16 protein-coding genes and 1 pseudogene are annotated in these 24,041 nt (G+C 72.4%); 6 read left to right on the forward strand and 11 right to left on the reverse strand.

The features are described from left to right. Window positions 1-100: 100 nt before the first annotated feature. Window positions 101-949, forward strand: a pseudogene (locus tag ACFVHI_RS01185) (helix-turn-helix domain-containing protein); the annotation flags it as partial. Between the two features lie 66 nt (window positions 950-1,015). On the opposite strand, the gene ACFVHI_RS01190 reads toward ACFVHI_RS01185, so the two are convergent. From ACFVHI_RS01190 to ACFVHI_RS01225, 8 genes are read right to left on the reverse strand one after another with little or no spacing between them, the layout of a single operon-like run. Continuing rightward, the gene (locus tag ACFVHI_RS01190; RefSeq protein WP_063351988.1) at window positions 1,016-1,828 is read right to left on the reverse strand and encodes a TIGR03619 family F420-dependent LLM class oxidoreductase; all 813 of its coding nucleotides are present in this window, start codon (window positions 1,826-1,828) and stop codon (window positions 1,016-1,018) included. Then, complete coding sequence (locus tag ACFVHI_RS01195; RefSeq protein WP_063351989.1) at window positions 1,825-3,183, reverse strand: class I adenylate-forming enzyme family protein; 1,359 nt, start codon at window positions 3,181-3,183, stop codon at window positions 1,825-1,827. Before ACFVHI_RS01195 ends, ACFVHI_RS01190 begins: the two co-directional genes overlap by 4 nt. Further along, entirely contained in the window at window positions 3,180-3,698 is a 519-nt protein-coding gene (locus tag ACFVHI_RS01200; RefSeq protein ID WP_063351990.1) for a hypothetical protein, read from the reverse strand. The genes ACFVHI_RS01195 and ACFVHI_RS01200 overlap by 4 nt, the downstream gene beginning before the upstream one ends. After that, window positions 3,695-4,792, reverse strand: a complete 1,098-nt coding sequence (locus ACFVHI_RS01205; protein WP_244293788.1) for a beta-ketoacyl synthase N-terminal-like domain-containing protein — start codon at window positions 4,790-4,792, stop codon at window positions 3,695-3,697. Before ACFVHI_RS01205 ends, ACFVHI_RS01200 begins: the two co-directional genes overlap by 4 nt. A 5-nt stretch (window positions 4,793-4,797) precedes the next feature. Further along, window positions 4,798-5,181, reverse strand: a complete 384-nt coding sequence (locus ACFVHI_RS01210; RefSeq protein ID WP_244293789.1) for a 3-hydroxyacyl-ACP dehydratase FabZ family protein — start codon at window positions 5,179-5,181, stop codon at window positions 4,798-4,800. 7 nt (window positions 5,182-5,188) lie between these two features. Then, complete coding sequence (locus tag ACFVHI_RS01215) at window positions 5,189-5,737, reverse strand: thioesterase family protein (RefSeq protein ID WP_079136610.1); 549 nt, start codon at window positions 5,735-5,737, stop codon at window positions 5,189-5,191. Then, window positions 5,734-7,119: an aminotransferase class III-fold pyridoxal phosphate-dependent enzyme gene (locus tag ACFVHI_RS01220; protein ID WP_063351993.1), complete on the reverse strand. Its 1,386-nt coding sequence runs from the start codon at window positions 7,117-7,119 to the stop codon at window positions 5,734-5,736. Before ACFVHI_RS01220 ends, ACFVHI_RS01215 begins: the two co-directional genes overlap by 4 nt. Beyond that, the gene (locus ACFVHI_RS01225) at window positions 7,116-7,385 is read right to left on the reverse strand and encodes an acyl carrier protein (RefSeq protein ID WP_244293790.1); all 270 of its coding nucleotides are present in this window, start codon (window positions 7,383-7,385) and stop codon (window positions 7,116-7,118) included. Before ACFVHI_RS01225 ends, ACFVHI_RS01220 begins: the two co-directional genes overlap by 4 nt. Window positions 7,386-8,051: 666 nt before the next feature. Between ACFVHI_RS01225 and ACFVHI_RS01230 the strand changes: the two genes are divergently transcribed. Genes ACFVHI_RS01230 through ACFVHI_RS01240 form a run of 3 tightly spaced genes read left to right on the forward strand, consistent with a single transcriptional unit; the run spans window position 8,052 to window position 10,292 of the window. Beyond that, entirely contained in the window at window positions 8,052-8,567 is a 516-nt protein-coding gene (locus ACFVHI_RS01230) for a nucleoside 2-deoxyribosyltransferase (RefSeq protein WP_063351995.1), read from the forward strand. Between the two features lies 1 nt (window position 8,568). After that, window positions 8,569-9,513, forward strand: coding sequence for a dihydroorotate dehydrogenase (locus ACFVHI_RS01235; protein ID WP_079136470.1), 945 nt, complete (start codon window positions 8,569-8,571; stop codon window positions 9,511-9,513). Next, a complete protein-coding gene (locus ACFVHI_RS01240; RefSeq protein WP_063351996.1) occupies window positions 9,510-10,292 on the forward strand; it encodes a creatininase family protein in 783 nt (260 codons plus the stop codon). Before ACFVHI_RS01235 ends, ACFVHI_RS01240 begins: the two co-directional genes overlap by 4 nt. A gap of 39 nt (window positions 10,293-10,331) precedes the next feature. Here ACFVHI_RS01240 and ACFVHI_RS01245 read toward each other — a convergent pair whose 3' ends face one another. Then, window positions 10,332-11,546, reverse strand: a complete 1,215-nt coding sequence (locus tag ACFVHI_RS01245; RefSeq protein ID WP_063351997.1) for an RNA-guided endonuclease TnpB family protein — start codon at window positions 11,544-11,546, stop codon at window positions 10,332-10,334. A 155-nt stretch (window positions 11,547-11,701) separates the two neighbouring features. On the opposite strand from ACFVHI_RS01245, the gene ACFVHI_RS01250 reads away from it, so the two are divergent. Next, entirely contained in the window at window positions 11,702-12,997 is a 1,296-nt protein-coding gene (locus tag ACFVHI_RS01250) for a hypothetical protein (protein ID WP_063351998.1), read from the forward strand. Further along, window positions 12,994-14,529: an MFS transporter gene (locus tag ACFVHI_RS01255; protein WP_079136471.1), complete on the forward strand. Its 1,536-nt coding sequence runs from the start codon at window positions 12,994-12,996 to the stop codon at window positions 14,527-14,529. Before ACFVHI_RS01250 ends, ACFVHI_RS01255 begins: the two co-directional genes overlap by 4 nt. Window positions 14,530-14,683: 154 nt before the next feature. Here ACFVHI_RS01255 and ACFVHI_RS01260 read toward each other — a convergent pair whose 3' ends face one another. Further along, entirely contained in the window at window positions 14,684-22,303 is a 7,620-nt protein-coding gene (locus ACFVHI_RS01260) for a LamG-like jellyroll fold domain-containing protein (protein ID WP_063351999.1), read from the reverse strand. Window positions 22,304-22,653: 350 nt separating this feature from the next. Beyond that, window positions 22,654-23,808, reverse strand: coding sequence for an ATP-binding protein (locus tag ACFVHI_RS01265; RefSeq protein ID WP_380334484.1), 1,155 nt, complete (start codon window positions 23,806-23,808; stop codon window positions 22,654-22,656). Between the last annotated feature and the right edge of the window lie 233 nt (window positions 23,809-24,041).

Consider the following 24,041-nt stretch of genomic DNA (forward strand, 5'->3'; position numbering starts at 1 on the left):
GGTGCGGGTGGAATGAGCATGACGCTCAGTCAGCGCGCCTGGGGAGGGCAAGACTTGCCCTGGGTCCGGCCGTTGCCGTGTGCAGGAGGCGTGAAGGAACATGGCCGGTTGGTGTCTGTGCGACGGCACGGGGATCGCGCACGATGCATGCGTGGACACCAAGGCCGCGATACGCGAGTTCCTCGTCTCCCGTCGCACGCGACTGCGCCCCCAGGACGTCGGCGTACCCCCCTGGCAAGGCGTCCGCCGGGTCGAGGGCCTGCGCCGGGAGGAGGTCGCCGCGCTGGCGAACGTCAGCGTCGACCAGTACGTCCGCCTGGAGCGCGGCCAGGCCTCCCGGGTCTCGGACGCCGTCATCGACGCGGTCGCCGTCGCGCTGCGCCTGACCGCCAACGAGCACCGCTACCTGCGCACGCTCGCCCGCCCGGCCACGCCGCCCCGGCAGGCGGCCGGTCGCCGGGGCCCGGTGCGCCCCAGCGTCCAGCTCTTCCTCGACTCGATGCGCCGCACCCCCGCCTACCTGGTCGGCCACTGCGGCGCCATCCTCGCCTGGAACCACCTCGCCGCCCACGCCTTCCTCGACTTCGCCGACGTCCCCGAAGCCCGGCGCACGCTCGGCCGGCTCGTCTTCACCGACCCCAGGGCGCGCGACATCTACGTGGACTGGCCGACCAAGGCCCGCGAGACGGTCGCCTATCTGCGCACCGAGGCCGCCGCGCGCCCGCACGACCCGGAGTTCGCCCGGCAGATCGCCCGACTCCGCCAGGAGAGCCCGGAGTTCGCGGACCTGTGGGACCGGCACTCGATCATGGAACTCACCCACGACATCACGCGCCTGCGCACCCGCGCCGGAACGGTCGAGCTGTCCTGGGACGCCTTCCAGATGGCCGACGACGCCCACGAGTTCATCGTCGTCTACACCCCGACCACCCCCGCCGCGGCAGCCGTCCTCGCCCGCCTGGAGGGCGAGCCGGTCGACGGCCGCGACGACTCGGCAGGTCCGCGAGCCGGCGTGCTACCCGGTCAGCGCCGCGTGCAGTGGGGCCAGCAGGGAGAGGTCGTCGGTGGTGACGGTGAGGTGGGTGGCGCCGGCGGACCGCCAGGCGTCGGCGAGGGAGCGCCAGGTGTCCGGCCGGCCGGGGGCGGGGCGCAGGCGGGCCTCGATGCCGAAGGTGCTCCAGTCGCGGCCGGCTTCGGTCACCGCCGTCCGCAGTTCGGCGATGAGTGCGGCACCGCGGTCGACCCGGTTGGCGAGCAGGCCGGACATGGTGAAGCCGTCGGCGAGGGTGGCGATCCGGCGCAGTGAGCCCGGTCTTCCTCCGGTGCGCAGGGTGCCGCCGCCCATCCAGAGGGGTACGGGACGCGGCCGGGGGGTGAGGGTGACGCCGGAGAACGCGACGTGCTCGCCGGCGAAGTCCGCGGCCGGCCGCGTCCACAGCAGGCGCAGCGCATGGACCTGTTCCTCGAACAGTGCCGCACGGGTGCCCGGGGCGACGCCGAGGGCGGCGGACTCGGCGGGGTCGGATCCGATGGCGACGCCCAGCCGCAGTCGGTCGCCGCTGAGGTGGGCCAGTTGCGCGGTCTGCTTGGCGGCGAGCACCACCGGGCGGTGCGGCAGGATCGTCATCGCGGTTGCCAGCTCGATCCGGGTGGTGACGGCTGCCAGGAACGCCACCAGCGTCAGGCTCTCGTAGGCGGGAACGCCGGACACCAGGTGTTCGGGGACGGACAGGTGGTCGTACCCGAGGCTCTCCGCGGTCACCGCGAACGCGCGGAGTCCGGCGGGTGAGAGGGCCGTCGGGACGGTCCAGCCGAGGCGGAGGGTCATTTGCGGAAGGCCTCCGGGTCGGCAGTGGAGACGAACACCGCGCGCGGGCGTTCGGCGGGCAGCAACTGGGAGTTGAGGAGGTGGCGCAGTGCTTTCTCCCCGCCGGGGAGGGCGCCGGTGACGGACAGGTGGACGTGGAGGACCTGCGTGCCGTCCTCGTTCACCACCTCGGGCACGCAGTGCACGACCCCCGGGATGGCGTGCGCGGCCTGTCGGACGGTGTTCAGTGAGACCTTCTCGCCGCGCAGGACCACGAAGTCCGACAGGCGCCCGTGGAAGGTCAGATAGCCGTCGTCGATCGAGAAGGCGTCCCCGGTGGCGATGGTCCGCGGCCCCAGCAGGACTCTGCCGCTGTGCTGCCCGACCCGTCGCAGCAGTACGGTGCCGGATTCGACCAGCAGTTCACCCACGTCGTCCTGCACCCCGCGCAGTGACGCGCGCACTCCCGGCAGCGGGCGGCCGACGGAGCCGTACCGGTGCGCGGGCTCGGCGTGCGCGGCCAGGGTCGACACGCGCGGTCCGGCCTCGGTGAGCCCGTAGGTCAGGTACAGCTCCGCGGAGGGCCGCGCGGCCAGCAGGCGGGCCACCTCCGCGGGTGCGAGCCGGTCCCCGCCGACCGCCAGTGCCCGCAGGCCGCGTGGCACGAGCCGGGGGTCGGCCAGCAGTTGGCGGGCGATCGTCGGGGTCACCGCCGAGTGGGTGACCCCGCGCGCGGTGACCGCGTCGCGGTAGGCGGCCGGCGAGAACGGCGGCCCGTCGAGCACCAGTCGCGCCTTGGTCACGTACGCGGCGAACGCCTGTGCCACGAGGGCGTAGGAGTAGTACAGCGGCAGGTTCACCAGCAGGGTGTCGGCCGGGGTGATGCCCGTGGCCCCGGCGTGCAGGCGGGCGTTGTGCAGGAGCGAGGCCACCCGGTGCACGCACGCGCTGAACATCCCGGAGGTGCCGGAGGTGGACAGCAGGATCTCGCCCGGCCGGTACGGGGTGGTGGGGTGCCCGGTCGGTACGGCGAACGCGCCGCCCACCGGCGGTTGCGGCCCCGCGCCGGCCAGCCGGGTGGTCACCACGACGCCGGCCCCGACGTGCCCGGCCAGCGCGCGCACCCGCTGCCACGGCGTGCTCGGCGGCACGGCCAGCGGCACCAGGCCCAGCAGCAGCGACGAGAGCAGCACGCGCAGCAGTTCGACTCCGTTGGTGAGGCAGAGCACGACCGCGTCGCCCGGTGCCAGGCCCAGCCCGGCCAGGTCCGCCAGCACGTCGTCCACCCCGGCCGGGGCGCCGCCGCCCGTACTGGCCGGGGTTGCCTCGACCCGGGTCAGGAAGTCGGCCACCTCGGACCGGGTGAGGCTGTTCACCGGTCTTCCCGGGCGCCGGTCAGGACCAGGCAGCGACACAACTGTCCCTCTCCCGCAGCGGGTTGCAGGCCGACCAGGAGCACGTGCCGGGCGTGGCCGTCCGCGAGCCAGCCGCCGATCACCGTGAACGCGACGGGGGTGGCCCGGTCGGGGTGCGCCGCCAGCAGCAGGGACGGACCGCGCAACTCGTGGCGCAGGGCGGGCAGCCCGGCCAGCACGCCCGGGTTCGCTCCGGCGAAGCGCAGCGGCGACACCCGGGACTTCGGCACCGAGGCGGCGATGCGGCGCATCGTCCGTTCGCTCCCGGTCGCGCTCATGACCAGGATCCCGGTGTCGGCGGCGTCGTCGAGCACGGGTTCGGCGCAGTCCGCCAGTGCCCGGTCCACGGTCTCGGCGACCAGCCAGGCCGCCGGGTCGGCGTAGAAAGACGGTTTGTTCACCGCGTACTCGTCCGGGTCGCCGGCGACCACCGTCGCCGAACCCAGCACCCGTATGCCCGTCGGCACGTGTGTCACGCCCTCATCCCTTCGAACAGCAGGCACGTGTTGAACCCGCCGAACCCCAGTGTCAGGCTCAGTCCGGCGCCGGGGCCGACGGGTTGCGCCGATCCCGCGGCCAGCCGCAGCGGGGCCGCCGGATCGCGCAGCCCGAGGACCGGGGGGACTCGTCGGTGGCGCAGTGCCAGGACCGTCGCCACGGCCTCGATGGCCCCGGTCGCGCCCAGGCTGTGCCCGAACGCCCCCTTGGTGGCGAACACCAACGGGCCGTCGGCTCCGAACAGTTCCAGCAGGCTGCGCGCCTCGACCTCGTCGTTGAGCGGGGTGCCGGTCCCGTGGGCGTTGACCACCGCGATGTCCGCGGGTGCCAGGCCCGCGGAGGCCAGGCAGCGTTCGACGGCGCGCAGCACGGCGCGCCCGGACGGGTCCGGTGCGGTGAGCCCGGCGGCGTCGTTGGCCGCGCCGGCCCCGCGCAGCCGGGCGTACACCCGGGCGCCGCGTTCCCGGGCGGAGTCGGGGTGTTCGACCACCACGAAGGCCGCGCCCTCGCCGAGCAGCATCCCGTCGCGCGCCCGGTCGAAGGCCCGCAGTCCGGTGGGGCTCATCGTGCCCAGCGCGGAGTGCCCGAGCCGCTTGGCCTCGGTGACCACGTCGACCCCGCCCGCCACGCAGACCCGCCGCTCGCCCGAGCGCACCAGGGCGTGCGCGACGGCGATCGCGTCCGATCCGGCGGAACAGGCGGTCATGACGCAGACCGGGGTGCCCGGGTGCCCGACGCCCGCCGCCGCGTCGTCGGCCCACGCGTGCAGCGTCGGCTCCGCCTCGTCCAGGCAGGCGCCGAAGCTGGTGCCCAGGACCAGGCCGACCTCGGGGTCGGTGGTGGACAGGCCGGCGTCCGCGAACGCGGCGGACAGCGTCCGCCCGGCGAGCGCGCGCTGGCGCTCGCCCGCCCCGGTCCCGTACGGCACCGACGCGATGACGGCGGCGGCGGTGTTGCGCAAGGGGTGCGGCGAGTGGACGGGCGCCAGCGCCGAATCGCCCGCGCACAGCCGTTCCCACACCGCGTCCTGGTCCCGGCCCAGCGGAGTGTCCCAGGCCAGTCCGGTGATCACCGGGGTCACCACGGCCGGGCCGCCGCGGGATCGACCTTCGCCCGGCTCATCGCGCCGCGGAACCCGGCGACCGATCGGCCCTCCACGGTCACCACGGCGGAGAAGGCGAAGGTGGGGCCGGACAGCCGGTCCGCGCGGACGTCGAGCACGACCTGGTCGCCGGGCACGACCGGGGCGAGGAATCGGGACTTGACCGTGCCGACCAGGGTGACCTCGTCGTCGGCGAGCGGATCGCTGCTCAACTGGTAGAGCAGGACGCCGGACTGGGCGAAGGCCTGCATGGTGTGGCTGCCGGGCAGGATCAGCCCCGGGGTCAGGCCGCGCTCGGGCAGGTGCCCGGACAGCGCGCCCATCTCCGCCGAGACGGCGAACATGCTGCGCAGGAACACGCCGGGCTCATGGTCCAGAACCCGGTCGATGAACAGGCGGGGGTGGCGTCCGCGCACCAGGGCGGCGATGGCCGAGGTGCCCAGCGGACGTGCCTCGCGGACCGGGGTGGGAGGGGGTGCCGACTCGTTCGGGTGTCGCATCCGGGACGATTCCTCTCAGGGCCTGTCGCAGCGGTGCCGGTAGGGGCACCGCGCGCCGGGTGTCGGGGGCGACGGCGGCGAAGACGAGGTCGCCGGCCACCAGCGGGGTGCGGGTGCCGTCCTGCTCCTCCCGCAGCAGGTGTACCGCGAGGGCGAACCAGGCCGCGCCGACGTGGTCGACCCGGGTGTCCCCGATGATCACGTCGCGGTACACGGCGCTGTTGAGGTAGGTCACCCGCAGGTCGGCGACCACCAGGTCGACGTTGGCCGCGCCGAAGGCGGTCAGACCCGCGTCGTGCGCTTCGAGGTGTTCGGTGCCCACGGTCTCCATCAGCGAGGTGTAGCGGGAGAAGTGCACGATCCCGGTCGCGTCGGTGTCGACGTGCTCGACCCGGGTGCGGAATCCCGCGCTCACCACAGGGCCCGGGCGCCGGCCGCCACCCGGTCCACGATCTCGTCGGCCTGCGTCCCGGTGGTGATCAGCGGCAGCACGATCCGCAGGGTGGGGTGGATGTAGCGCCGGCCGCCGGAGCGTCTGCCCGCGCCCGCCATGAACTCCGCGTACACGCCCGCTTCGATCAACTCCCGGCGCAGCGCGCCGATCCGGTCCGCCGCCGCGGCGGTCAGTTCCACGCCGAGCATGACCCCGCTCCCGCGGACCTCGGTGAACACGTCCGGGTGGCGGCCCACCAGGGCGTCGTCGAGATGCTTGGCCAGGTCCACTCCGACGTCGGCCGAGCGTCGCAGCAGCCCTTCGGTCTCGATGTGCTCGATGCCGTCGCGGATCACCGCGCAGTTCGGCGGCCGCAGGTCGGAGGTGGTCACGGCGCCGGAGGAGCGGACGGCCAGCTCCTTGCGGGCGATCACCATCGAGGTGGACACCGTGCCCATGCCCAGGAACTTGCCGATGACGGTGATGTCGGTGGGCACCGGCCCGTCCGCGTCGCGCATGGCGAACCAGCTGCCGGTCTTGGCGAACGTCAGCACCTCGTCGGCCACCAGCAGCACGCCGTCGGCCGCGCACCGCCGCGCGAGTTCGCGCAGGTATCCGGGCGGAGGCGCGAGGATGCCCGCGTCGCCCTGGATCGGTTCGACCACGACGGCCAGCAGCCGGTCGGCGGACTCGGCGAGGTACTCCGTCAGGGCGTCGAGGTCGCCGAACGGAATGTGGTGGACCCGGACTCCGTACGGGCCGGCGGTGTCCGCGCCGGGCAGCCCGGCCCGGTAGTACCTGCGGTTGAGCAGCTGCACCAGCCCGCTGGTCCAGCCGTGCCAGGCGCCGTGGAAGGCCAGGACGGTGTCGCGCTGCTCCTTGCCCGGGCGGTGGCACAGCCGCCGGCCGTCGAAGCGGGACTCCAGCACCAGCCGCAGCGCCAACTCGTTGCCCTCCGAGCCGGAGTTGCGTCCGCTGACGTGGTACCGCCCCGCGGGGAAGTGGTCGGTCCACAGCCCGCCGGGGCCGAAGAGCCGGTCGAGGAGCTCCGCCCGTTCCAGCGAGCCCAGTTCGTCGGTGACGTTGCCGACTCCGGTGCTGCGCGCGAGCGCCGCTCGTACGACGGGGTGGTCGCCGCCCAGGGTGGCGCTGGCGTAGCCGCCGCTGGCGTCCAGCAACCGCAGCCGCCTGCCCCGGCGTTCCGGGCTCAGGTCGACCACGTCGAGGTGCAGGCCGCTGCCGCCCACGCAGGCGAACGGGAGCCGGGTGGCCCCGTAGTGGTTGAGGTGCAGGTCCGTGCCGCGCAACAGCACACCGGTCCGGTCCCCGGCGTGGTCGTCAGCGGTGACCGGGGCCGTGCTCACGCGGTGGCCGGGGGGCGGTCGGCCCCCGACAGCCGCTCGACCAGTGCCAGCACATCGCCGAGGGTGGACAACTCCCCCGCCGCGATGGCCTCGTCGGGGATGCTGATGTCGAACGCCTCTTCACACTGCACGCGCAGTTCCACGAAACCGAGCGAGTCCATGCCGTAATTCTCGCGCAGCCTGTCGTCGAGTCGCATCCGGTCGATCGGCACCTCCACCAGCACCTCGGAGTGCAGAATTCGCTTGATGGTCTGCAAAGGATTCACCAGAACTTCCCCTCTGGGTGGGTTCATTCGAACAGGCGGCGACCGGGCGTCCGGCGTGCGGAAAGGCGAGTGAGATCGCGGAAACGGTCGGGCCGAAAGCGGGCCGACGCCGATCGAAATACAAGGCGGCGCCGGCCATTCACGCTTTATCGAAGCTAGCCGAGGCCTTATCACCTGTCAATGGTCGACGATTTATCCGCCACGCACCTTCGAACACCGGATTCGACAATTCTTTTGCACGTTAGTTCGACGGCGATTCGGCCATTTCCGAGCACACGGTCCGTACACCCGCGAAAACCGGCCCGCAACGCGCCTCCCGAGCGGGCCGCGATCGACAGTCGAGCGGCAGCTATGCACCTTTTGTGCAATTTGAGACGCATCTCCGTCTGGCGCATATGCTTCTTGTCCTGGTGAATCATCCCGAACTAGCCTGAGGTCGTCCCTTTGTCCGGATGGACACAGAGCGCGGGAACGGGAACGCCATCGGGCTCCCCGGTGGCAGCGTCAGGCCTCACCCCCGGCTTCCTCCCCGTTCACTGCGAGCGCACCATCCGATGGCGCTGACCACTTCTGTCGATAGCGCTGACCATTTCTGCTTCCTGCCGACCGAAGTCCGCCTCCTTGCGCGGCTGTCGGCAGACTCCTTCGAAGGAGCTTCGAAACGCCATGAAAGTCACCCCCGACGCCCTGCGCGGCGTCACCGTGTTCGTCGGCGGCCCGATCCAGCACGCCTTGGTGCCCGGCGGGATGGCGGCGCCGATCCACGATTTCCTGAGACTGACCATCGACCAGTCGCGGCAGGCCGGCGCCACCGTGCTGTCCGCACACGTGGCCGAACGATTCGGTGCCGACACCGCTTCGTTCACCCCCGAAGAGGTGTCCGTGCGCGACTACGCATGGATGCGCGAATGCGATGTGTTCGTGCCGGTCCTGCCGGTGCTCGACGGCACCCTGCTGCGCACGGACGGCACGCACATCGAACTTGGCTGGGCCAGCGCGCTGGGCCGCCCCATCGTGGGCATCACCGACCAGCCCTTCTCCGAGTCGGCCAGCCACCTGCTCAAGGGACTCGCCCAGGTCGCCGCCGCAACGTTCCTGTCCGCCAAGGAGATCGCCAAGGACCCGGCGCTGCTGGTCGACGGCGTGCTCGCGGCGCTGGGCCGGACCAGGGCGGCGGCCTGACATGGCGGCCCCGACCCACCTGCTGGGGATGCACCTGGCCAATCCGGTCGTGGTCGGCTCCGGCCTGCTCACCGACCAGGAGCGCAACATCCGCAGGCTGCTGGAAGCCGGCGCGGGCGCGGTGGTCACCAAGACCATCCACCCCAACCCGCCGATCGGCCTGGACGAGCGCCTCGTCAGGCTGCCCACCGGAATGATCAACAGCACCACCTACTCCAAACGGTCCGTCGAGCACTGGGTGCGCATCCTGCGCGACCTGACCAGGGACGGGCTGCCGGTCATCGCGTCGCTGCACGCCGACAGCCCGGCGGAACTCGCCGAGTTGGCAGCCCGCGTGGAGGCGACGGGCTGCCGGGCACTGGAACTGGGCATCTCCTGCCTCAACGAGGAGGACGGCCTCGACGACACCCCCGAGCGAGTGCACGCCTACACCGCGGCCACCCGCGCTGCGACGCGGGTGCCGTTCTCGGTCAAGCTGGCCAGCGGGGAGGGCCTGCACGCCCGGGCGTTCGCCGCCGCCCGGGCCGGCGCCGACGCGGTGACCATCAGCGACACCCTGCCCGCCGCCGCCGTGCACCCGGAGACCGGTGACCTCCAACTCGGCGGCGTGTTCGGCTACTCCGGACCGGGCATCAAGCCGCTCGTGCTGGCCTCCCTGTGGAAGCTGCGCCGGGCCGGGTTCACCCTTCCCGTGCTGGCCTCCGGCGGCGTGCAGTCGGGCCGGGACGTGCACGACTACCTGGCGGTCGGCGCGGTGGCGGCCCAGGTGTACACCGCGCTGCACACCGACATGTACCCCACGCTCACCCGGATCGTGGCCGAGACCACCGGAACGGACAACACCGGGACGGGGAACGCCAACGCCGGGATTACCAACGCCGGGAACACCGGCCGGGGCCTCGAACCCGTCACCGGCGCGGACCGACCCGGCCGGGTGCGGCCATGACCCCCCGCAGCGCCGGGCCGCAGCTCTGCGACCTGAGCAGCGCCGACGTCCTGGCGGCCACCACCGGGCGGACCGTGGTGTGGCCGGTGGGAGCCACCGAACAGCACGGTCCGCACCTGCCGCTGTCCGTGGACACCGTGCTGGCCGAAGCGTTCGCCCGGCAGATCGCCTACGAGCTGAACGCCCTGACCCTGCCGGCGCAGTCCATCGCGGCGCGGTCGCTGCCGCAGAGCGGCGGCGGCCTGGCCTTCCCCGGCACCGTCTACGTGCGCGGTCGGTCCCTGCTGGCCTTCCTGGAGGACGCGCTGGAGTCGCTGTGCGCCCTGCCGTGGAGCCGACTGCTGGTCGTCAACGGCCACTTCGAGAACGAGCCGTTCCTCTTCGAGGCCCTCGACGAGGTGGGCCGACGGCCGGCGGCCGCGGGCAAGGAGTTCATCGCGCTGAGCTGGTGGAGCCTGGTCGACACCGACTGGCTCGCCGGGCGGGTGCCGCTCTTCCCGGGGTGGCACGCCGAGCACGCGGGGATCACCGAGACCAGCCTGATGCTCTACCTCCGCCCGGAGCTGGTCTCGGCCGCACGGCCCGACCACGCCGACCCACCCCGCCCGGGGATCTACCTGCACCCCGCCGACGTGAGCCGCACGACCAACCAGGGTGTCCTGTCGAGTACTTCGGGCTCCACCGCCGCCCTGGGCAAGGAGCTCTTCTGGCACGTGGTCTCGGCCGCGGTCGACCTGGTGTCGAAGAACAACGGACTGCTGCACGAGGAGAAGACTTGACTTCCTCCCCCGGCTGAAGCCGGGGGATTCCCCTCAGCCTCACGGCTGAGCCGCTGCGCGCGAGCGCTGCGGTCGGGATGTTTCCTGCTTCACCGACGACTGCCCGCCCGGAGTGCTCCGTTGAGGTCTTACACCGTCTCCACAGGCTGTAACCGCCAGTCCGGCGGCCAGGATGTTGCGTGCCGCGTTCACGTCCCGGTCGTGCTGTGCGCCGCAGGCGCATGCCCACTCGCGGACGTTCAGCGGCATCTTCGCGGCGGTCGCGCCGCAGGCCGAGCACAGTTTCGAGCTGGGGAACCACCGGTCGACGGTCACCAGGTCCCGGCCATACCACCGGGCCTTGTACTCCAGCATGGACCGCATCTCGGTCCAACCCGCGTCACTGATGGCACGGGCGAGCGTCCGGCTCCTGAGCATGTTCCGGACCGTCAGATCCTCGATCACGACCGTTTGGTTCTCGCGGACGAGCCGAGTGGTGAGCTTGTGCAGGAAGTCCCTGCGGCGGTCGGCGATGCGCGCGTGCACACGGGCGACCCTGAGCCGGGCCTTCTCCCGGTTGGCGCTGCCCTTGACCTTGCGGGACAGCTCCCGCTGAGCCCTGGCCAGGCGTTCCCGGTCCTTGCGCCCGTACCGGGGGTTGGTGATCTTCTCCCCGGTGGACAGCGTCACCAGACTGGTGACACCAACGTCGACGCCCACGGCCGGGTTCACGGGTGCGGGCACCGACGGGCGGTCCTCGCACAGCAGGGAGACGAACCAGCGCCCCGCACTGTCCTGCGACACGGTCACCGTGGACGGCGCAGCGCCCTGCGGCAGCGGCCTGGACCACACGATGCCCAGCGGCTGGTCCATCTTCGCCAGCGTCAGCCGGCCGTCCCGGAACCGGAACGCGGAGGACGTGTACTCGGCGGACCTGCGGGACTTCTTCCGGGACTTGAACGTCGGGTACTTCGCCCGCTTCTGCCAGAAGTTGGTGAACGCCCCCTGCAAGTGCCGCAGCGCCTGCTGCAGCGGAACCGACGACACCTCGGACAGGTAGGACAGTTCCCCGGTCTTCTTCCACCCCGTCAGCATCGCCGACGTGGCGTTGTAGTCGACCCGCTCCTGACGCAGCGTCCACGCCTCCGAACGGGCCTGCAACGCCATGTTGTAGACCTTCCGCACACACCCGAAGGTGCGCGACAGCTCAGCCGCCTGCGCATCCGTCGGATAGAAGCGGTACTTGAACGCCCGCTTCACGTGAGTCGTGGTCATGACCCACAACCTGGCGGGGCAATCCGTGCAGCTCGAATCCCGCACGTCACAGCACTGCGGTCCGCCCCGGGGGCGAAACGCAGCCACCTGACCCGCTACGCGGGCAGTCCAATTCCTCCCCCGGCTGAAGCCGGGGGTATCCACGGAGGTCCATGATGACCGTGCCCACCCTCTGCGTGAGCAACGCCGTCGACACCCTGCGCGACTTCGCCGTCCGCGCCGACGACGTCGACGAACTGCTGTCGGAGTGCTACGCCCAGCAGGACCAGGCGCTGTTCTGGGGGCCGCTGGACAAGATGCTCATCACCTACGAGCCGATCGGAGACCTGGACTGGCAGCGGAAGTTCCTGGAGATCGACGGTGTGGTGAACCTCAGCCCGGCGGGCCGCACCGGTTCGCTGTTCGCCGACATGCTCGCCGATCCCGAGCTGATGGCCGCCGTGGCCGCCCACGCCGGTCCGGGCCGCAGACTCCGGCTGATCCCGCACACCACCACCGCCGACCTGTGGCGGTTCACCGAGGCCCTGCGCACCCGGTACGACGTGGTGACCGAGCTGCCGGAGAGCCCGCCGCAGCAGCCCCTGCGCGACCTGCTGGACACCAAGACCGGCCTGCGCGACCTGGCCACCGACCTCGGCATGGCCGACGGACCCTGCCGCATCCCGCCCGGCACGCACTGCGCCGGGAAGCAGGACGTGCCGGCCGCCGTCCGGGACATGCTCGCGACCGGCACGCCGTGCATCGTCAAGGCGGATCGCGGCGAGGCGAGCCTCGGCCTGCTGATCTTCCGGCCCGGCGACGACGACATCGCCGAACGCCTGGCCGGAAGCACGTTCTACGACGAGGACCCGGTGGTCGTCGAGGAGTTCCTCCACGGCGACATCACCTTCCCGTCCGTGGAGTACATGGTGCCGGCGGACGCCCCGCCCCACCTCTGCTACACGACCGACATGCTGTTCGAGGGCGCCACGCACCTGCGCGGCAACGTCACCGCGCGCGAACTGCGCCGCGCATGGTGGTACCGCCCGCTGACCGAGGGCGGACTCCGGCTGGCCGAGGAGATGCAACGGCGCGGCTACCGCGGGCGATTCGGCATCGACGCGATCGCCCGCGACGGCGTCGTCTACCTGCACGACCTCAACGCCCGCCGTACCGGGTCGAGTCACGTGCACGAATTCGGCGAGCACCTCATCGGCCCCGGCTACCTCGACACCCACGCGGTCGGCAACTACGACTTCTACGGCCTGCCGACCGGGCTGTACCTGCCGGAAGTGCTGCGCCTGCTCGGACCGCTCGTGGCCTCGCCCCGACACGCCGACCGGGGCGTGGTCCCGACCGAGCTGACGGACCTTCAAACTGGCAGACTGAGCTGCATGTTCTACGCCCCCAGCCTCGCCGAACTGCACGACCTGATCGACCGAGCCAGGACGGCTCTGGACCTCGGCCGGTGAGCAGTACGCTGCCCGTGGTCGGGACGGCCCGGCGCTGGCTGGTGCTGACCGTGGTGCTGCTGTGCTTCCTGCCCGCCGCCGTGGACGTCACCATCCTCACCATCACCGTCCCGACCCTCGCCCACGAACTGCAGGCCTCCCCGACCGAACTGCTGTGGGCGGTCGACGTGTACTCGCTCCTGATGGTCGGACTGGTGCTGGTCAGTGGGCCGTTGGGCGACCGGATCGGGCACAAGCGGCTGCTGCTGGCCGGACTGGGCGTCTTCAGCGCGGCCTCGGCGCTGTGCGCGGTGGCACCCGGTCCGCCGGCCCTGATCGGCGCCCGGGCACTGCTGGCGATCGGCGCGTCGATGATCATCCCGGCCACGCTGGCGCTGATCCGGCAGACCTTCGGCGACGGCCGAGACCACGCGGTGGCCATCGGAGCGTGGAGCGCGGTCGCCGCCGGCGCCTCGGCGCTGGGACCGGTGGCCGGCGGCTTCCTGCTCCAGCACTTCTGGTGGGGCTCGATCTTCCTGGTCAACCTGCCGATCGTGGCACTGGCCGTGCCCGCCGTGGCACTGCTGCTGCGCAACGAGGTCGAGTCCGAACGGCAACCGTGGGAGGCCACCTCGCCCCTGCTCTCGATGGTGGGGTTCCTGGGCTGCGCCTACGCCATCATCGCCTTCACCCACGACGGCGTCGGCATCCCGGAGGTGGTGCTGCCGGCAGCGGCGGGCCTGACCGCGCTGGTGCTGTTCGTGCGACGGCAGCAGCGGATGCCGCACCCGATGCTGGATCTATCCCTGTTCCGGCTGCCCGGACTGCGCGCCGGAGTGGTGGCCTCGGTGCTGCCGGTGCTGGTGATGGTCGGCTTCGAACTCCAACTGGTGCAGTACCTGCAGATCGCCAAGGGCCTGTCGGCAGAGGCCGCCGCGCTGTACCTGATCCCGATGCCGTTGGCCGCGACGGTGGCGGGGCCGGTGGGCGGACTGCTCCTCTCCCGCCTGGGACAACCGCGCGCGGGCGTGCCCGCCGGCCTGCTGCTCGCGGCGACCGGATACGTCCTGGCCGCCTCCGGCACGGTGGTCCCGCTCGGACTGGCCCTGATCGGGTTCGGCCACGGCCTGGTCCAGATGGTCGCCTCGAACCTGATCATGACCACCGCGCCGTCCTCCCAGGCGGGCGCGGCGGCGGGCATCGAGTCCGTCGCCTACGAGGCCGGCGCCGGCCTGGGCATCGCCGTCTTCGGCACGGTCACCACGGTGGCCTACCGGCTACTCCTCCCCCCGGGCACGTCATCGTCCCCGCTGGACGCGGGCGCCTCCCCGGAAACCGCCCAGGCCTTCACCGACGCCTTCCACTCCACCACCTGGCTGGCCGCCGCCCTCACCCTGGCCACGATCCTCCTGGCCACCCCGACGAGGACGTCGACGCGGTCCGCAACACCCTGCGCATCCGGCGCATCCGCAGACGCCTCGACGTCCCCGGCCCCGCCGGATCCGGGGACGAGCAGCACACCGAGCAGGAGACAGCCGAACGAACGCACCTGACAGGCGTCGTCGACCAGACCGACCGGCCGCCTCACCCATGAGGCTGAACAACCATCAAGTCCCAGCCCCGGGGACGGGCCAGGCCCCGGGGACGGGCGCGTCCCCGGGGCGGCGATCAGCGGGCAGGTCTTGTGCAGGTCCCAGGGCCCGGGGCTCAGGCCTCCACGCCGTAGTACTGGGCGAGGAAGCCGATCACGTCGTCGGCGTGCGGGAGCAGCTCCGGCAGTTCCCGGGCCAGCGTGGTGCGGGTGGCCTCGGCCAGTTCGGGCAGGCCGGTGGCCGCGCCCTTCACGTACGGGTCGAGGCGGCGGACGAGTTCGTAGTTGCTCTCCACGTCCAGTTGCCGCATCGCCTTCTCCAGCGGGGGCGCGTCGGCCGGCGGGATGTCGGGCAGGACCCGGCTGACGAAGGTGACCCGGTGCAGGACCCGCCAGCACGGCGGCTTGCGGTCCGACTGGCGGGCCTGGCGCAGCGCCGCCGCGTTGGGGTCGTGCCCGTTCTCCAGCCAGAGGGGGTCGACGACCTTGTGGAAGAAGCTGTCGAAGTGCTCGCTGTCCTCCCCGAGGTAGAAGCTGAGGAAGCGGTAGGCGTCGACCTTGCCGGGCACCTTGACGGGCTGTCCGTCGCGGTCGAAGACCGGGTTGCGGTCGCCGTCGTAGCTCTGGAGGTTACTGCTGGGCGCGACCTCGACCTCCAGGCCGAAGGAGCGGGTGGCCTCCTTGCCGCGGGCCCGGGTGGTGATCATCCCGCCGCCGACGGAGGCGTCGAGCTGGGCGCCGATGCCGATGCCGGCGATCTGGAAGGAGGTGCCGATCGAGGTGCCCACCGAGCCGGAGAGCGAGTACGAGCCGGCCGTGGTCTCGCTGACCACGTCGGTGGTCTCGGTGGTCTCGGCGAAGAAGCCCCCGGCGGCCGTCCACACGTAGGTGTTGACCAGGTCGCGGCGGGAGAAGCCCTGCCCGGTCGCGCTGTCGGTGGCGTCCCGGCCGCGGGCCGGCGAGGCGTCCGCGCCGATCGCGCCGCCGAGCACCCGGCCGGCCCGCTGGGCGAGCGGGTCGGGGGCGTGGGTCTCGGTGGAGACGCTGTCGTAGTAGCTGTGCAGGCGCTGCTGGTCGCGCTGGATGCGGCGCTTGAGCGCGTACGCCTCGCGGGGCTTGAAGTAGCTGTACTCGCCCCGGTCGCGGGCTCCCTGGTAGTCGGGGTCGGCGACCTTGCCGCGGGCGTCGAATCCGACGGTGCCGTCCAGGGTGCCCTGCTTGGTGTAGCGCGGGTTGATCGGGAAGGGGACGACGTTCCAGTCCTTGGGGATGTCCGGGTTGGGCTGGATGCGGTAGGCGACCAGCGCGCCGCTGTGCGCCAGGCGCAGCGCGAAGACGTCGGCGGTCTGCGACTGGACGACGGCGAAGCCGGTGTTGGCCGGGACGTACCGCCGCCCGGCGGTGGGGTTGAGCACCCGGCCCGGGTCCTCCCAGTGGCCGGTGAGCGAGACCTTGGTGGTCCGGGCGGTGTTCTCGCCCTGGGAGACGGAGGTGTCCTCGGCCCAGCTGTTGGAGAACTCCAGGTTGCCCCGCACGCTCGCCGAGACCCCGCCCTTGGCGATGGACTTGGCGATGCCGAAGCCGAGCGGGGCGGTGATCATCCAGACGTCGACGTCCACCTCGTTGGAGAGCGCGAAGCCGAAGGCGGCGTCCACGCTGCGCTCCTTGGCGGAGGACAGCGAGCGGACGACCTGTTCGGCCTCGGTGAGTTTGACCGTGGAGGCGCCCTCGAAGGTGTCGCTGCCCGGGTCGGTCAGGCCGGCGGTGAGGTTCTCCGAGGGGATCGGCGGGGCGCCCTCGACGTAGCCGATCAGCTGCGGGTCGAACTGGATCTGGCTGACCCACTCGCTGACCAGCTCGCCGACCTTGTAGCCGGTGATCAGGTGCCAGCGGCCGTCCTGGAGGTAGCTGTAGGCGCGCTTGAGGACGCCGAACGCCTCGCCGCGCGAGCCGTACTGCATGTCGGCGTACTCGGCGACCGCCGGGGCGGCCGAGATGCTCTGGTGGAACGGGGTGCGCAGGCCGGCCAGGGCCGATCGGACCTGGGCGGCGTCGTTGGAGACCGGTGCGCTGGACAGCACCGTGCGCGGGCGGCTGGCTTCCGGGCCGAACTCCAGGTGGTTGCCGCGCAGGCCCTCGTCGCGGACCTGGGCGGTGCGGGCCTCGGTGGAGTCCCGATCGAACGGCCAGTAGGCGACCAGCTCCTCCTTCTCGCCCTTGAGCCGGGTGAACAGGTTGTCCAGCAGCTGCTCGTGGGTGCGGGCGGTGCGCCAGATCCGCACTTCCTCCAGCACGCCCTCGAACGCCTGGATGGGCTTGCCGCGCTTGAGTACCGCGCCCAGGGTGAGCTGCGCGTCGCCGTTCTCGGCGAAGGCGGCGGTGTCGGGCAGGCCCGGGGTGTCGGGCAGGCCCGCGGTGTCGGGCAGGCCCGCGGTGTCGGGCAGGTCCGGGGTGCCGGCCGGGTCGCAGGCCACGGCGACGCCGTTGCGGTACAGCCGGAAGACGCTGCCGCGCGGGTCGGGGTTGCGGACCCAGCGGGCGCCGCGCAGCCGTGCCGGGTGCGAGCCGGTGGCGTCGGCCGTGGTGCTGCCCGTGTTCTCCTCGAAGCGCCACTGCGCGACCAGGCCGCGGTCGCGGGCGGTGACGGCGGTGCCGAGCCGGGCGGCGTCCCGGGCGGCGCCCCAGATCCGGACTTCGGCGAGCACCCCGGTCAGCTGCTGGACGGTGGCGCCCTCGCGCGCCCGGCCGAGCTCCAGCGGCGCGTCGTTGCCGCGCGGCCCGGGGCCCTCGTAGCGGCCGGCGCCGATCTCGCGGCCGTCCAGGTGGAAGCGGATGTCCTGCCACTCGCGCACGGCGAGCGACTCGACCAGCTCGACGCTCTGGGTGACGGGCTTGCCGTCGGCGCCGGTGGCGGTGATCTGCCGGGTGCCCTTCTGCTCCTGCATCGAGCGGCCGCCCTTGCGGACCACGGCGATGCGGTGGAACTGCCCGGCCCGCACGCCCTCGGTGGAGGTGAAGCGCACGGCCCGGCCGTCGGGCTCCTCGAAGGCGAACTCCAGCCGCCCGTCCGGGAGGACGGCCAGGCGGTAGGGCACGCTGCCGCCGATGCCGTCGGCGGTGCGGCCCTTGGAGAGCAGGCCCTGGGTCTCGCCGAGGCGGTCGACGCGGGCGAACACCTCCAGGGTCAGGTCGTCGGCGATGTCCAGCGCGTCGTCGTCCGGCACCTCCAGATGGGCGTCACCGGTCAACTCGACCGCCCAGGACTGCTGGTAGGCCAGGGCGAGGTGGCTCCACTCGCGCAGCGGGAAGGTCTCCCGGCTGACCACCCGGCGGTCGCCGACGGCCGCGACGGCCCGGCAGCCGGCGTCGGCGATCGGCGCGCGGGCCGGGACGGGCGTCGGCATGCCGCGCAGTTCGGCGTGCCGGTTGTTCCCGGAGCGGTCGGTCAGGACGGCCGGGGTGCCGGGAGCGGGCGCCGTGTATGTCCAGTAGCCGAGCAGCCCCGCCTCGTTGCCGCTCAGCCGCCGGCCCTGGTCGGCCCGCAGCTCGTCGCCGCCACGCGCCTTGGACCAGAGCCGGACCTCGTCCAGCCGGACGGCGGCGAACTCGCCGGGCCAGCACAGCACGGTGCCCAGCGAGAGCCGGCCCTGCCCGCGGTAGGGGGCGTTGGCGGTGCGCCGGGCGATCTCCTGGCCGTCCAGGTAGATCACCTGCTGGCGGGTCTCCCGCTGGAGGACGCAGGCCCAGTGGTGCCACTTGGTGTCGGAGAACCGCTGGGTGGTGTCCAGGTCGTCGCCGTAGAAGGCGAACGTGAAGAAGCCGTTCTTGCGGAAGCCGATGTGCAGGCTCTCGTTGGCACGCCCCTCGGCACCGCTGTGCCCGAGCACCATGTGCGGCTGACTGTCGATCTTGGTTCGCTGGGCCCAGAACTCCACCGTGAAGTCGCCGTCGCCGAAGCCGAAGGCGCCGGGCACCACGGCGGCGTCGTCCGTGCCGTCGAAGACCAGCCCGGAGGCTGCCTGGGTGCCAAGCAGGCCGAGACCGTACGGGGTGTCCCCGGCGTTGGCGTGCAGCAGCCGCACCGGCCCCTCGACCCGCTCCGGGTTGACCCAGGCCTCCAGGGTGAGGTCACCCGGGGTCGCCGCCCGGGGCAGCTGCCCGGCGGGCAGGGCCAGGAAGCGGCCCTTGCCGTCGAAGGCGTAGGCCCGGCCCGGCATGTCGGCCCGCCAGCGCCCGCCGTGGCCGCGCACCAGGCCGTCCGCGCTGCCCAGCGGCAGTTCGGCCAGGCCCCCGGGATCGACGGTGATCAGCCGGGAGCCCTCCGCGAGAGCGCTGCCGGGCTGCGAGGACTCGGACCAGCGGTGGTCGTAGCGCACCCGCTGCACGCTCATCCCGGGCTTCAGCAGGGTCTGGTCCGCGCCCGCGCCCAGGCGCAGGGACTTCGATCCGGCGGGGTGGCTGCCCTCGAAGCGGAAGCCGTGGCCGCCGACGGTCACGAAGCCGGGGCCGGACAGCGGGGCGAGGGTGCCTTCGGTGAACTGCACGACGTCGCCGTCGATCCGCAGCACGGTGGCGATCGTCACGGGCTGCTCGGCCGCGCCGTTCACCACGGCGGCGAAGTCCTCGGCCCGGCGGGGCAGGTGCGACCACTTCTCGGTCTGGCCGTCGTGCCGGACGGTGAGGGTGACCTGCGTCGGGCCGTCCCCGGCCTCGACGGTGATCGCCGTCCCGGTGAGGTCGGTGTTGGCGTCCCGGGCCGTGAAGGAGACCGTCCGCCCGCCGGCGGCCAACTGCCGGGAGGAGCGCAGCACCTGGCTGTCGTAGTACGCGGCGAAGAACTGGCCGTTGGAGCCCCGGAAGTAGAGCACGACGTTGCCGGTGGCACTGTCCAGCAGGAACGGGCGGTCAGCGGCGCGGGCGAAGCCCAGCAGCGCGCCGGAGCCGCTCAGCCCGGTGCGGTCGACGGCGAGCTGCGGCACCGGCAGGGCGATGTCGTCGGAGCCGCGCACGCCGCCGGTGAGTCGGCCCAGTTCCTCCTGCTTGGCGGCGAGGCCGGCCTGCTGGGCGGTCAGGTCGCGGCGCAGCTGGGTGAGCCGGTCCTGCTTGATGGCGAGGAGCTCCAGGCGCTGGGTGAGTTCGGAGATCTGCTGGTTCAGCCGGTCGGTGGCGGGACTCGACTTCAGCGAGTTGTCGATCCGCTCCAGGACCAGGACGCCCTCGCCGGAGGCGTTCACCGTCGAGTAGTCGTACTGGACGATGCGGTCGCCCTTGCTGTCCCGGGCCGCGACCAGCTTGCCGCTGTGCCGGGCCACCAGGCCGTTGCCGTTCCAGCTGTCGAGCGCGAAGTGGGTGGCGGCGTTGTCGGCCTCCCGGCGGTACTGGATCAGGGGGACGTCGTTGCCGGTCTCACGGCCGTCGACGTTCATGTCGAGTCCGGAGTTGGCGTTCTTGACGAAGTAGCAGGTGATGCCGTTGAGCGTGGTGCCGGTCGGCTCGAAGGTCCAGATCGTGGACGCGGCTTGCTTGTCGGCCGTGCGCACCACCGGGGTGACGCTGTCCTTGCGGTCGCCCTGCACGGCGAGGTACTGGTCCTTGCCGTCCTTCTGCAGCTTGAACCGCAGCCGGTAGCGCCAGAACGTGACGTCGTTCTCCAATGCGGCGCGCGCCTCGGCGCGTTGGCGCTCGACGTCCGGGGTCTCGGCGGTCTCCAGCTGGAGGCGGGTGATCTCGGCCTCGGTGGCGGCGATGTCCCGGGACAGCCGGGCCACCTGGGCGTCCACCTCCCCGGCCGCGTCCACGTTCCCGCTGGACTCCGGCGCGGCCAGCACCGGCAGGGCCAGTTCCTCCGGGACCTGCGCCAGCCGGCCGTCCCGGCCCACGCCGAGGTCCAGAGTGGCGACGTAGGCCTCGTCGGTGGCCTGGCCGGTCACCGGGTCGGGCCCGCCGGTGGTGCAGGCCAGCAGCACCCTGGCCTGGCGCTTGACCGGCTTGGACGTCTGGTCGTAGCCGGCGGGCGCGGCCTCCTGCTGGTGGTGCAGCAGCGCCGACAGGCCGGAGACCACCCGGCGCCCGGCGAAGGCGAAGCTGCTGCGGCTCACCCCGGAGTCCTCGCCGACGGGGGCCTCGGAGGTGACCCAGGCGGGGCCGCCGCTCAACGCGGCGTGCCGGCCGTGGTCGGTCTGGTCGTGCAGCGTGGTGCCGGAGCCCTCGTCGAAGCGGTAGTAGACGGCCAGCCCGGGCTCGTTGCCGATCAGACGGCGGCCGCGGTCGGCGGCGATCTCCGCACCGCTGCGAGGGCGGAGCCAGATCCGCACCTCATCCAGCTCGCCACGCCCGAACGAGCGGGCACCGCGCCCCAGGGTGAGTCCGCCGAGGCCGGCGTACGGCATGTCCGTGGTGCGGCGGCCGACTTCGACGCCGTCGCGGTAGACGATCTGCTCGCGGGTGTCCCGGGCGAAGACGCAGGCCCAGTGGTGCCAGTCGGTGTCCGTGGTGCGCTGCGGGATGTCCAGGTCGTCGTGGAAGAAGGCGAAGGTGAAGGTGTCGTCCGGGCGGAAGCCGATGTGCAGGGTGCGCAGCCGGACGCCCTTGGAGGCGCCGTGGCCGATCAGGAAGTCCTCGCGGCCGCCGGTGGCGGTGCGCCGGGCCCAGAACTCCACCGTGAAGTCGGAGTCGGCCAGGTCGAGGGCGCTGCTCGGCAGCTCGGCCACGTCGTCGACGCCGTCGAAGCGCAGGGCCGTCCCCGCCCGGCCGCCCCCGCCCGCCGCGGGGACCAGCGGACGGCCGGTGAACGGGCAGGTGCCGGGCGCGCTCTCGTAGACGGCGTCCCGGTGGCGCGGGTCGGGGCTGGTCCAGGCCTGGGTGCCCTGGGTGCTGAACAGGCCGTCCCGGCCGCGCTCGACGCTGAAGCCGTCGATCCGGCCCGTGGCGTCGTTGTGCGCGAAGAGCTGCCAGCGCTCCCGGCCGTGCACGGCGGTGGGCACCAGCAGGGCGGTGAACCGGCCCTCGGAGAGGTTGCGGACGAAGGACAGCTCCTGGGTCGGCTCGACGAACGGCCGGCCCTCCATGTCCTGCGTGCCGAGGCTGTCCTTGGCGGAGTCCGGGCGGCCCTTGTGCCGGCTGCGCCGGTAACGGACCTCCAGCACCGGCTTCAACTCGCCGCCGGCCAGCACGAACCGGTCGCACAGCAGGGTGGCGTCGACCGCCGCGACCTTGCCCTCGCCGCCCTTGGCCAGGTAGTCGGTGCGGGCCGGGTCGCCCGAGGAGCCGGTGCCGTCGGCGAGCCGGAACACCGCGTCCGGGTGGTCGGCGCGCACCGACTGGCGCAGCACGTACACGTGGGTGCCGTCGGACAGGACCTGGAAGGGGGCGGCGGCGCCGAGCCGGGCGGTGCTGGACAGGAACCGGTCCAGCTCCTGGTCCTCCAGCCGCTCCGCCGCGTCCGCCTCGACCCGGCCCCCGCGCTTGACGACGGGCATCCGCACCGCGCCCGCCACCGCGTAGCCGACCCTCGCCACCTCCATCGGGAAACGCAACGCCAGCGGGTCCTCCGACCAGTACGCCGCGTCCGCCTCGCCCTTCGCCTCGTCGTGCTGCGACAGGTCCAGGACGCTGTAGACGATCCGCCGTTGGTCGTCCATCGCGAACGCGACCGTACTGCCTTGGTGCCGCACGGTCGTGGTGTGCACGTAGGCGCGGTCGCTGTAGACCTTCGCCAGGTGCTGCGTCTCCGTCAAGCTGCCACCTCATGCCGGGTGGCCGAAGGGCTACCGACGGCCACGCGATCAACACAGAACGTGCCCACGCTTTCACCGGACGTGACTGATCATCAAGATACTTTCGGGCCACGGAACATGGCCGATCACGCCATCCGCCCCGGACACGCACGACGCGCACGCCGTCGTGTTCACCGCCCTGGCCGCGCTGTCCGGGATGGATCGCGAGCACATCCGCGACCGCACCCTCGAAGGTGTTTGAGATCGGCCGCGCCCTGTGGCTGGCGGGGTCGCCGGGATCGTCTGCGCCCACCGAAAAGCCCAGGCCGGGGACCAATCCCGACCTGGGCTTCGGTGTCTTCGGTGTGCTGTCAGCGGCGGGTGGTCATCGAGATCCGGGCGAGGACGGCGGTCGCCTGCGCCGGGTTGACGCGGAGCCAGGCGGCCAGGTGCTCTCGAACGGCCTCGGCGACGCAGGCGCGGACGGGCTCGCTGCCCAGTCGTTCGCGGGTGGCCCCCTCGAACTCGGGGCGATCGAGCTTCACCGACACGACCGCCGTCAGGCCCGCGCCGAGCTGGGCGGAGGTGAGGTCGGGGTCGGACGGGGTGAGCAACTGCTGCTCGCGGGCGTGGGCGTTGAGCGCGGCCGCCAGGCCGTCGCGGAAGCCGAGCTCGTGCGTGCCGCCGTAGGTGGTCGGCCGGCTGTTGGCGTAGCTTGCGACCCGCTCCTCGCGCGAGTCGCACCAACGGAAAGCCACCTCGACACTTCCCTCCATTTCGGAGTACTCGCGCTCGAAGCCGATCACGTCCGGGTGGAGGGGGGCGGCGCCCTGCTCAGCAATGCGGTCCCTCGGTCCGCCCGGGAACCGGAAGCGGACGGCCCGGGGCGCCGCGGGGTCGCGGTCATCGGTCAGAGTGACGTCCAAGTCCCGGTTCAGGAAGGCCAGTTCCCTGAAGCGCTCGGCCAGCGCGTCGAACGAGAACTCCAGCGTCTCGAAGATCTCGGCATCGGGCCGGAAGGTGATCGCGGTCCCGCTGCCGTCGGCCGGTCCAGCGTGGGCGGGCGTCGCGACAGCCACACCTCGCTCGTACTCCAGCACCCAGCGGGCGCCGTCGCGCCGCACCTCGGCCGTCAGACGGTCCGACAGCGCGTTGACGACGGCCAGTCCCACGCCGAAGTAGCCGCCGAGCAGCGAGCGCCGGTTGGCAGGCTGCGCCCCCCAGCAGAGCACGGTCAACCGGGTCTCCAGCGCAGGGCCGTCGCTGTGGCCTGCGTGCTCGACCGGGACGCCCATGCCGTCGTCGGCGACGCGGACGCCACCATCGGCGGTGAGGGTGATCTCCACACGGCTGGCGGTACCGCCGAGGATCTCGTCCAGCGCCCACTCGGCGGCCTCGAACACCAGGTGGTGCAGGCCGCGCTCACCGACCGATCCGATGTACATCCCAGGCCGCTTCCGAACGGCCTCCAGGCCCTCAAGAACCACGATCTTGCTGCCGTCGTACGCCTTTGATTCCTCGCTCATGATGTCCCCTCCGAAGGTGCCCGACAAAGCTCCCCCAGCCTAGGAGATTTCCAAGAAAACACCAGGTCAGAGCCAGTTTGGCGAGGCCACGGACGGGCCCCTGAGGGGCAACCGCGAGCGCCCGGCCGGGACGGGTTCGCACTGCCGCCGCGATCCGGTCACGGCCCCCTGAGGGGCGTCTGAGGCACCGTTCCGGGCGGCTGCGGGGCCACGAGTTTCAAGAATTTTCACGT

The sequence above is a fragment of the Kitasatospora sp. NPDC127121 genome, from assembly GCF_042677305.1.
Classification (GTDB): Bacteria; Actinomycetota; Actinomycetes; order Streptomycetales; family Streptomycetaceae; genus Kitasatospora.